Below are 9744 nucleotides of genomic sequence, written 5' to 3' on the forward strand. Positions count from 1 at the left end.
TTACGTTGTACTACAACGCCTCGAGCGAGGCCTCCGCAGCGCGCACAAGCGCCGAACCGTAGCTCGGCCCGTGCGTGTAGGCGTGCACGGCCAGCGGATGTAGCTGATGGATGGGAATGCGCGCCCGCCAGTTCCCCGCCCCCAAGTCGCCGCCGGCGTCGAGGTATCCCGAGACGATGTCCTCGAAGTAGGGCGCGCCGAACAGCTCCAGCATCGCAATGTCGGTGAGCGGGTGGCCGCCGTGGGCGGCCGGGTCGATGAAACGCGGGCCGTCGACGCCGAAGAGCAGGTTGCCGGACCACAAGTCGCCGTGGATGCGGGCGAGCGGGGCGTCCTCGTCCTCCGACAGCAGCGCGTCGCAGGCGCGGCGCACCGTCTCGAGCCCGCCGGCGCTCAGATTCCCCACCGCAGCCGCCTTCTCGGCAAATGGCAGCACCCGCTGGCCGACGTAGAACTCGGCCCACCGCGGCGTCGGCACGCAATCTTGCGGCGCGCGCCCGATGTAGTTCTGGCCATCCCACCCGGCGGGCGGGGCCCCGAACGCCTCGGCACCCAGTGCGTGGATGGCGGCCAGTTCTGCGCCCGCGACGCGGGCTGCGGCCCGGCTGGGGCGCGTGGTGGCGACGTGTTCGATGGTGAGGGTGTTTGCAGCGTCGTCAAGCGAAAGCACCTCAACGACCGCGGCGGAGCCCTCGCGCAGCCACCGCAACCCCGCAGCTTCCGCGGCGGCTGCTTGTGGGCCCGTGCCCCGCTTCACAAATGTCTCACCCATGCTGTGCCTCCAAATCGAGCAGAAAGCGCTTCATCGCAATGCCCCCAGCGTAATTACCCAGCGAACCGTCGGCGCGCACGATGCGGTGGCAGGGCACCACGATCGGCAGGGGATTCGTCGCGCACGCGGTCCCGGCCGCCCGCACTGCGCGCGCGTTGCCTGCGAGCGCCGCGAGCTGCGCGTACGTCGCCGTCTCACCGTACGGCACCGCCAGCAGCGCCTGCTGGGCACGCAGCCGAAACCCCTCGCGCATACCCCAGTCCAGCGCCAGCTCGAACGCCCGGCGCTCACCCGCGAAGTACTCCCGCAATTGCGTGCCGACGCTCCCCTCATCCCCCTCGCAAGCCCCCGCCGCCCACAACGCAAAACGCGCGGGATCCAGCTCGATTCGAGCCAGCCCGCGCGGGGTAGACACGCTCATGACCTCGCCCACCTCGCAGGTGTGCACGTGGTACGTCGCCGTGTCCAACATGGTGGAGCTAACGGGATTCGAACCCGTGACCCCCACACTGCCAGTGTGGTGCGCTACCAGCTGCGCCATAGCCCCAAAGCGTATTCTGTTAAAAAGTGGAGCTAACGGGATTCGAACCCGTGACCCCCACACTGCCAGTGTGGTGCGCTACCAGCTGCGCCATAGCCCCTCAGAGGGAGTGTTCCCGGCGGGAAAACAACTCCGCTCAATATACCGGCGGGTGGTCTGCCGACCAAATCCCCTATCGTGCAGCCAGATCGGCCGGCCAGTTCTCGGTCAGGTTGCCGTCGTCGTAAAGATCCTTGCCGTCGACGACCACGCGCGGGGTCCACACCTCGCCGCCGAGATCCTGCTGGAGCTTGGAGTTGTCGGCGCTCATTTCCATCGCGGCGTTGAGGTATTTCGCGTCGCGGATGTCCTGCTGGGCGGCGTTCGACGCGCCGTAGCCCTTCGCCAGCTCAGCCAGCTTGGTCTCGTCGACGTTGTTGTACACCTGCTGCTGGTTGCGCATCAGGTAGTCGCGCAGGGTGAACGCAGCGTCGGTGTCGCCGTTGGCCAGCAGTGCCAGCACCGCGGCGAGAGTCTTGGTGGAGTGGCCCACGTTGCCGCGGTCCAGGAAGACCATGGGGCGCAGGTCGATGGCGATCTCGCCCGCCTTGATGCGGTCGAGCATGTCCTCCTCAGTGGCCTCGTAGTACTGAGCGCAGTAGGAGCAGGAGAAGTCCTCGAACAGGGCGGCCTCGTTCGCGTCCTTCGCGTTCGGGGCTGCAAGACGAATCACGTCGTCGCCCTCGGACCACGTCACCTCGATGCCGTCCATGGAGATCAACTCCGCCTCCATCGCGGCCTTCTGGTCGTTGCGGCCGTTGTACACAATCAAGCCAATCACCAGCGCGGCGATTGCCACTACGGCGAGCACGGCCCAGATAAACGCAGAACTGCCCTTGCTGTTCGGGTTCTGCACCTTACGGGTGGTCACGTTTCGTCTCCTTGACGTCCAGTTGGGTTGCCAGCTTAAAAGCTTAGGGGTAGAGCGCGTACTTTCTAAACGGGCGCCACATCATGAACGCCGTCACGGCGATCAGACCGAAATCGCGCACGATCGCCCGCAGGAGCTCGCCGGGTTGCGCGTCGCCGGACCCGCCGGGGTTGAAGCAGCCGCAGTCGATCGTCAGCCCGCGGCTGTAGGCGCTGTAGAGCCCCACGATGAACGCCGCCAGCACGGCGATGCTCACCCCGCCGGCCCAGCGCAGCTTGATGCCGAGCAGGAGCAACAGGCCGCCGGCGATCTCCAGAGGTCCGATCACCCGCGCGAGGAGGTCTGACCAGTAGGGCGTGAAGATCTCGTACGCCTCAATGGACTTGGTCACGTCCAGGTGCGCGCCCAGTTTGGTGTAGCCCGAGTAAATCCACATGAACGCGAGGCCGAATCGGGCCGCTGCGGACGCGATGTCCAGCACCAGATCGATTCCGCCGCGCGCCTCGGGCGCCTCGTTTGCGCTGCGCAGCACCGTTGTAGAGCTCACTCGTTCGACCCTAGTGCATGCGCGGGCCCGCTACTGCCCCAATACCTCCGAGACGAGCGCCACAGCTTCGTCCTGCACCTGCTTGAGGTGCTCGGCACCCTTGAAGGACTCGGCGTAAATCTTGTACTTGTCCTCCGTGCCGGACGGGCGCGCCGCGAACCAGGCGTTCTCCGTGGTCACCTTCAGGCCGCCGATGGCTGCACCGTTACCGGGGGCTTCCGTGAGCTTTGCGACGATCGGTTCCCCAGCCAGCTCGCCCGCAGCAACCTGCTCGGGCGACAGCGCCTTGAGGGTGGCCTTCTGCTCGCGGTTCGCCGGGGCGTCGATGCGCGCGTACGCCGGGGCGCCGAACTCTTCTTCCAGCTCCGCGTAGCGCTGCGACGGGGTCTTGCCCGTCACGGCGGTGATTTCGGAGGCGAGCAGATCGAGGATGATGCCGTCCTTGTCAGTGGACCACACGGTGCCGTCCTTGCGCAGGAAGGAGGCGCCGGCGGACTCTTCGCCGCCGAAGCCGATGGTGCCGTCGATAAGCCCCGGCACGAACCACTTGAAGCCCACCGGCACCTCGACCAGTTCGCGGCCGAGGGAGGCCACGACGCGGTCAATCATGGAGGAGGACACAAGCGTCTTGCCCACGGCGGTGCCCGGCGCCCAACCGTCGCGGTGGGAGAAGAGGTACTCGATGGCCACCGCGAGGTAGTGGTTCGGGTTCATCAGGCCGGCATCCGGGGTGACAATGCCGTGGCGGTCCGCGTCGGCGTCGTTGCCGGTCGCGATCGAGTACTTCTCGCGGTTGTGCACCAGCGACGCCATGGAGTTCGGCGAGGAGCAGTCCATGCGGATCTTGCCGTCGGTGTCCAGCGTCATGAACCGCCAGGTGGCGTCTACCTCCGGGTTGACCACGGTGAGGTTCAGGCCGTGGGTCTCGGCGATCGCGCCCCAGTAATCAACGGAAGCGCCGCCCATCGGGTCAGCGCCGATGGACAGGTCGGAGCCGCGAATCGCGTCGATATCCACCACGTTGACCAGGTCCGCCACGTAGCGGCCCTTGAAGTCGAACTTCTCAGCGCGCTCATCCAGCACGCCGGACACCGGCACGCGCTTGACACCCTCCAGGCCGCGGCCCAGGTAATCGTTGGCGCGGGCCGCGATCCAGTCGGTCGCGTCGGTGCCGGCCGGGCCGCCGTTCGGCGGGTTGTACTTGAAGCCGCCGTCGCGCGGCGGGTTGTGCGAGGGGGTGATAACAATGCCGTCGGCACGCGCGGCGTCCGTGCCGGTGACACCGCCTGTGAGCTTGGCGTTGTGCGCGAGGATGGCGTGGGAGACGGCCGGGGTCGGGGTGTAGCGTCCCTCGGCGTCCACCAGCACCGGCACCTCGTTGGCGATGAGCACCTCGAGCGCCGAGATCATCGCCGGCTCGCTCAGCGCGTGCGTGTCGCGTCCGATGTAGACCGGGCCGCCGATGGTGTTCTCGCGGCGGTAATCCACAATCGCCTGCGTGGTGGCCAGGATGTGCGCCTCGTTGAACGCGTTATCCAAGGAGGAGCCGCGGTGGCCGGAGGTGCCGAACGCCACCTGCTGCTCCGGGGCCTGCGGGTCAATGTCGCGGGTGTAGTAGGCGGTGACCAGCTCGGCGATGTCGATCAAATCTTCGGGGCGGGCGGGCTGGCCGGCGCGCTCGTGTGCCATGGCGGGCTCCTTCACGGGGATTGGCGGGGTGCAGTTCACCTCCCATTGTGGGCGTGCCGAACGGTTTCCGCCACGGTTCGGCCAAAGTACACTGCCCCACTGTGCGTTCGGAGACTTTCACCACCGGCATCAGCGTCGGCCTCGGCGCGGGCCTGGGCGCCGTGACCCGCTGGCTCGTCGTGCTCGCGGCCCCGCCCGGCTCCGTCGAGGCGCTCGCGCTGACGTTCGCCGTCAACGCAGCCGGCTGCTTCGCCATGGGGTACGCCAAGCCGGGCTTGTTCTGGGGCACCGGGTTCCTCGGCGGATTAACCACGTTCTCCGCGATCGGGTTGGCGGCGGTGCAAACGTCGATAAGCGGGGCCCTGGCAATCATGGTGCTGAGCTTCGCCGTCAGCCTCGCGGCGTGGTTCGCGGGCGACGCAGTCCGGGGGCGCGCCCGTGGCTAGCGCAATCCTTCTCGTGTTCGTCGGCGGGTTTCTCGGCGGCACCTGCCGCTGGTGGCTCTCCCGCGTCATCGAGCACCCGCGCGCGGCGACCTTCGCCGCCAACATCGCGGCGTGCGGGGTCATCGGCTTCGTCGCCGCAGCCCCCGCAGCGTGGCAGGCCCTGCTCGGCGTCGGTTTCGCGGGAAGCTTATCGACGTTTTCCACCCTCGCCCGCGAACTCGGAGAACTACTCAAAGCCAAGGACTACGGGGAAGCCGCGACATACCTGCTGGCCACGGCGCTCATCGGCACCGCGGCCGCGGGTTTCGGCATGATCTGGGCTCCCTAGTCGGCGATCGCGTCGAGCGGCGGAGTCTTCGCCGCCCGGTTCGCCGGCCACAGCGCCGCGAGGATACCGACGAGGACGCTGCCGCCGAGCATCTGCGCGACCAGGCCCCACGGGATCACGATCTGCTCGAGGCCCTGGTCCGCCAGCACGGTGAGGAATGTCCAGCCCAGCCCCAGGCCGAGCAGCACGCCGAGCACCGCGCCGAAGAACGCCATCTGCACCGATTCGAGGATGATCATGATGCGCACCTGGCGGCGGTGCGTACCCACCGCGCGCAGCATGCCGATCTCTTGGCGACGCTCAATCACAGACAGCGTCAGCGTATTCACGATGCCCAGCACCGCGATCACCACCGCGAGCGAGAGCAGCGCGTAGAGGATGAACAACATCTGGTCGATGAGGTCGAGGACCTCGCCGGAGATGTCGTCCTTGCTCTTGACCTGGACCACGATGTCCTGCTTAACCTCGGCCTCGAGGTTGGCGCGGAGCTGGTCGCTATCCACGGTGCCGTCGCCGCTGACGCCAAGCATGATGATGTTCACCGCGCCCGGCGGCAGGATCTGCGTCGCCGCGTCCGCGCTGACTACCACGGCCGGCAGCATGGAGGATTCCTCGAAGATGCCGCCGACAGTCGCCTCCACCGTCAACGGCGAGATGCCGGGCGCGGCGATCGTGACGGTGTCGCCGACCTTCCAGCCGCGTTCCTCCGCCCACGCGCGCGGCGCGATGACCGTGTTCCCGTCGAGGGAGGACGAGCCCTCCGCCATCTCGAGGGTGATCAGGTCGCCCGGGTCGCCGTAGAGCACCGTCGTCGAGCCGAATTCGCCGAGGGTGGCGCTGTACTCGCCGTCGACAGTAATGGCGGCCTCGGTGTACGCGGCGACGGCGCCCACGCCGTCCACCTCCGGCAGCCGCTCCATGAGATCGCGCGGAATGGGAAACGCCGCCATGTCCGGGCCGGCCAGCACGTACTCCGCGCCGACCTCGTTCTCAGCGACCGTATCCACCGAATGCTTCATCGACGCGCCCAGCATGCCGATGATGGTCACCAGCGCAATGCCCAGCATCAGCGCGAACGCCGTCGCCGAAGTGCGGCGCGGGTTGCGCTGCGTGTTCGTGGACGCGAGGCGGCCGACGGTGCCGAAGGGCGCGCCGATCAGCCGGCCCAGCGGCGGCACCACCGGCAGACTCATCGCCGGGCCCGCCAGGAAGATGCCGGCGATGACCGCCACCGCGGCCACACCGACCAGCGACGCGCGATCCGCCGTCGCACCATCCTCCCACAACAGCGCGCCCACCGCAGCGGCGATGCCCGCCGCGATCAGCGCCGCACCCGCGAGGGTTCGTTTCCGTAGCGGCTGCGGGGCGGCGGACTCGCTCGCGCGCATCGCCTCCACCGGCTGCACGCGCCCCGCCTGGCGAGCCGGTGCCCACGCCGAAATCACCGTCACAATCACGCCCGCGACAATCGGCACGATTGCCGTATCCAGCGCGAACCCGATCCCGCCGGCCGGCAGATCCATGTTGTAGCGCTGCATCACCTGCTTGATCAGGGCGACCAGCCCCGCGCCTCCGGCCACGCCGAGTACTGAGCCGAGCAGCCCCACAATCACCGCCTCAGCCAGCACCGAGCGCGTCACCTGCCCGCGGCTCGCGCCCAGCGCGCGCAGCAGCGCGAACTCCTTCGTCCGCTGCGCCACGATCATCGAGAACGTATTCGCGATCAAGAACGTGCCCACCAGCAGCCCGACCAGCCCGAACGCGATGAGGAAGTAGGACACGAAGCTCAGCGCTTCGCGCACGCTTTTCGACGTCTCCTCCGCCGCCACCTCGCCAGTACGGACCTCAAGCTCCGGGTGGGCCGACGCGATTTCATCCGTCAGCGTCTGCGGGTCCGTGCCCTCCGGCCCGGCGAGCAGCAGGCCGGGCACGGTATCCGGCGCCACGTAAAACTCGCGGTAGTCCGCCTCCGGGAGCAGGAAGCTTAACGACGTCTCCTGCACCGTCTCATCGTCATAGAATCCGGTGACGGTGTAGCGCTCGCGCCCGCCGGTATCCACGATGATGAGTTCTTGGCCCATTTCAATGCCGTAGAACTCTGCGCCGTTGGCGTTGAGTACCGCCTCCGCCGGGGTGTTGCCGGGTTCCGGCGCACGACCCTCGATGATCTCCGGCGCTAGGGCGACGTTGTCGTCCGGACCGTAGTACACCGCAGCGCTGGCCCTGCCCTGGCGGGTTTGGATGGCGGTTTCGTCGGTAGTCGCAGCCACGATCGTCGTCGAGCCGACGAGGTTCGCACGTTCCACGGTTGGGAGCTTGGTGATGTCATCCGCTGCGTCGGCAGGCACCGAGCTCGAATCCTCGCCTGGCTCCACGACCGCGTCGGCGTTCTTGTACTGCGTAGCGACGGCCGAGTCGAAGGTGCGCTCCAGCATGTTCGTGAACATCATCGAACCCGCGATGAACGCCGTGCCTAGCACTACCGCGAGGACGGTGAGCGCGAGGCGCAACTTGTGCGCGCCGATATTTCGTAGCGAGACCTTCGTCATCGCCTGCGTTCCGGTCGCCACGCGCTACCCCTCGATCCCGGCCATGACGTGGAGAATCGCGTCCATGGTCGGCTCGCGCATCTCGTCGACGATCTGGCCGTCGCGCAGGAACACCACACGATCGGCGTACGACGCGGCGCGCGCATCGTGCGTCACGATGACCACCGTCTGCCCGTCGTGATCCACCGCGTGGCGCAGAATGCTCAAGACTTCCTTGCCGGCGTTCGAGTCAAGGTTGCCGGTCGGTTCATCTCCGAAGATGATCTCCGGCTTGCTCACCAGCGCACGTGCACAGGCGACGCGCTGCTGCTGGCCGCCGGACAGCTCGCTCGGGCGGTGCTTGAGGCGCTTCGCCAGCCCCAGACGCTGCGTGATCTCGTCGAACCACGACTTATCGATCGCCCCGCCCGCGATATCCGTCGGCAGCGTGATGTTCTCCGCCGCAGTCAGCGTCGGCACCAGGTTGAAGGACTGGAAAATGAACCCGAGCCGATCGCGCCGCAGCTCAGTGATCTCCTTGTCGCTGAGCTTCGACAGCGCCGTCCCACCGATGTACGCCTCACCCGATGTGAACGAGTCCAGGCCGGCCATCGTGTGCATCAGCGTGGACTTACCGCTTCCCGACGGTCCCATAATCGCCGTGAACGCGTTGCGCTCAAACTCGACATTGACACCGTCCAGCGCAGCCACCTGCGTGTCGCCCTGGCCATAGGTTTTCACCAAATCGACGGCCCGTGCTGCTGCTTCCATTTGTAAGAACCTGCTTCCCCGCAGCCGCTACCGCCGCGCTTGTGCGGAATGCCGCGTGTGCGCTTGTCCGAGCGCGCCGCTTGAAGACGGACATTCCGTTGACATAGCTACGTTACCCCGCGCCGCTAAGGGGGCGGGAGTCGAAGGGGACGGGGAGTTGAAGGGGACGGTTGCGCGGTGGAGCGTTCTTCAAAAACCGGCGTCCCCTCGAGTTCCTGTCCCTTGCCGGCGGCCCCACCGATCATGCCGGTAGCGGTCTTCGTCGTCGCGCCGCTAGAGCGCTGCACCGGTGGAGCCCGGTCTCCGTGGTTTCCGTGGCTTCCGACAGGTTGTCAGCAAATGTAGCGACCAGGGGAAACGGGGTGGGTTATGAAGGATGTTGTCAAATCTTTCTGGGACGCTCGGGTCGGGTGTGGGGGTTGGTGGGGGTTGCGTGGTCAGTCTCTCGGGTGCTCCGCGTGGTGCTCTTCGGAAAGTAGCCCACTGGGGCTGTCTACATACGACCTCGCCGCGGCACCTGCGGAACCAGGAGCCTCCGGCAGGTTGTCAGCAAATGTAGCGACCTGGGGTTTTGGGTGGTGGTGTGAAAGATTCTGCAGAATCTTTCTGGGACGTGGTGTGCCGGGGCGCATGTCGCCGACCCCCGGTCCGCGGCGCCCGTGGACAGGGGAGCCTCCGGCAGGTTGTCACTGGATGTAGCGGCCTGGGGAAACGGGTGGGTTATGAAGGATGTTGTCAAATCTCTCTTGGGTGCCGGCAAAAGTCCGTACGCATGCAAGCGAACAACCCGGTGCTGGGTGGTTGCACTCAGTACCGGGTTGTTCGTTTTGTGTGAAGTTGTTGGGTCGGCGGTAACCTACTCTCCCACACCCTCCCGGGTGCAGTACCATCGGCGCGGGCGGGCTTAGCTTCCGGGTTCGGAATGGGACCGGGCGTTTCCCCGCTGCTATTGCCACCGACACACTTAATTGAATTGTTGGCCCACCGGGGGTTGGTGTGGTGTGTCAGATACTGGTGAGTGGACGCGTGCAAGACTCTTTGCTTGTTTGTCTAGTGTTTGCCACCCTTGGTTGGGGTGGTTGTGTTTTGTTTTGGTGTATTAGTACCGGTCGCCTCCACACCTTGCGGTGCGTCCAGTTCCGGCCTATCAACCCAGTAGTCTGCTGGGAACCTCGAATGAAACCTCATCTTAAAACAGGCTTCCCGCTTAGA

General features: G+C 66.5%; 9 protein-coding genes, 2 tRNA genes and 2 rRNA genes. 2 read left to right on the plus strand and 11 right to left on the minus strand.

All coding sequences use genetic code 11. The annotated features are described in order from the left end of the window. Positions 1–10: 10 nt before the first annotated feature. The 7 genes from M5J20_RS02060 to pgm form a co-directional block, all read right to left on the minus strand. Positions 11–772: a fructosamine kinase family protein gene (locus M5J20_RS02060; protein ID WP_253575824.1), complete on the minus strand. Its 762-nt coding sequence runs from the start codon at positions 770–772 to the stop codon at positions 11–13. After that, positions 765–1244, minus strand: a complete 480-nt coding sequence (locus M5J20_RS02065; RefSeq protein ID WP_253575826.1) for a methylated-DNA--[protein]-cysteine S-methyltransferase — start codon at positions 1242–1244, stop codon at positions 765–767. Before M5J20_RS02065 ends, M5J20_RS02060 begins: the two co-directional genes overlap by 8 nt. Then, a tRNA-Ala gene (locus tag M5J20_RS02070) sits at positions 1244–1319 on the minus strand. The genes M5J20_RS02065 and M5J20_RS02070 overlap by 1 nt, the downstream gene beginning before the upstream one ends. Before the next feature lie 21 nt (positions 1320–1340). Further along, positions 1341–1413 (minus strand) — tRNA-Ala (locus tag M5J20_RS02075). 72 nt (positions 1414–1485) lie between these two features. After that, positions 1486–2223: a DsbA family protein gene (locus M5J20_RS02080; protein WP_253575828.1), complete on the minus strand. Its 738-nt coding sequence runs from the start codon at positions 2221–2223 to the stop codon at positions 1486–1488. Positions 2224–2266: 43 nt separating this feature from the next. Next, the gene (locus M5J20_RS02085) at positions 2267–2770 is read right to left on the minus strand and encodes a MauE/DoxX family redox-associated membrane protein (protein WP_367614844.1); all 504 of its coding nucleotides are present in this window, start codon (positions 2768–2770) and stop codon (positions 2267–2269) included. A gap of 30 nt (positions 2771–2800) precedes the next feature. Further along, positions 2801–4459, minus strand: coding sequence for a phosphoglucomutase (alpha-D-glucose-1,6-bisphosphate-dependent) (gene pgm, locus M5J20_RS02090; RefSeq protein ID WP_253575829.1), 1659 nt, complete (start codon positions 4457–4459; stop codon positions 2801–2803). A gap of 101 nt (positions 4460–4560) precedes the next feature. Between pgm and M5J20_RS02095 the strand changes: the two genes are divergently transcribed. Both M5J20_RS02095 and M5J20_RS02100 read left to right on the plus strand, forming a co-directional pair. Continuing rightward, on the plus strand, positions 4561–4905 hold the full coding sequence (locus M5J20_RS02095) for a CrcB family protein (RefSeq protein WP_253575831.1): 345 nt from the start codon (positions 4561–4563) through the stop codon (positions 4903–4905). Next, positions 4898–5233: a fluoride efflux transporter FluC gene (locus M5J20_RS02100; RefSeq protein ID WP_253575834.1), complete on the plus strand. Its 336-nt coding sequence runs from the start codon at positions 4898–4900 to the stop codon at positions 5231–5233. Before M5J20_RS02095 ends, M5J20_RS02100 begins: the two co-directional genes overlap by 8 nt. Here M5J20_RS02100 and M5J20_RS02105 read toward each other — a convergent pair. From M5J20_RS02105 to M5J20_RS02120, 4 genes are all read right to left on the minus strand, one after another. Further along, positions 5230–7803, minus strand: coding sequence for an ABC transporter permease (locus M5J20_RS02105; RefSeq protein ID WP_367614846.1), 2574 nt, complete (start codon positions 7801–7803; stop codon positions 5230–5232). The genes M5J20_RS02100 and M5J20_RS02105 overlap by 4 nt on opposite strands. A gap of 3 nt (positions 7804–7806) precedes the next feature. Next, positions 7807–8532 carry an ABC transporter ATP-binding protein gene (locus tag M5J20_RS02110; protein ID WP_253575836.1) on the minus strand — a complete coding sequence of 242 codons (726 nt, stop codon included), beginning with the start codon at positions 8530–8532 and terminating at the stop codon, positions 7807–7809. 843 nt (positions 8533–9375) lie between these two features. After that, positions 9376–9492, minus strand: a 5S ribosomal RNA gene (gene rrf / locus M5J20_RS02115). Between the two features lie 118 nt (positions 9493–9610). After that, positions 9611–9744, minus strand: a 23S ribosomal RNA gene (locus M5J20_RS02120); the annotation flags it as partial.

Origin of the sequence: Corynebacterium stercoris (genome assembly GCF_024160105.1) — a bacterium.
Taxonomy (GTDB): Bacteria; Actinomycetota; Actinomycetes; order Mycobacteriales; family Mycobacteriaceae; genus Corynebacterium; species Corynebacterium stercoris.

What these genes read in the sequence shown, in the direction of transcription:
- M5J20_RS02060 (WP_253575824.1), bottom strand. Translation starts at nt 772, where the DNA reads ATGGGTGAGACATTTGTGAAGCGGGGCACGGGCCCACAAGCAGCCGCC.
- M5J20_RS02065 (WP_253575826.1), bottom strand. Translation starts at nt 1,244, where the DNA reads ATGTTGGACACGGCGACGTACCACGTGCACACCTGCGAGGTGGGCGAG.
- pgm (WP_253575829.1), bottom strand. Translation starts at nt 4,459, where the DNA reads ATGGCACACGAGCGCGCCGGCCAGCCCGCCCGCCCCGAAGATTTGATC.
- M5J20_RS02110 (WP_253575836.1), bottom strand. Translation starts at nt 8,532, where the DNA reads ATGGAAGCAGCAGCACGGGCCGTCGATTTGGTGAAAACCTATGGCCAG.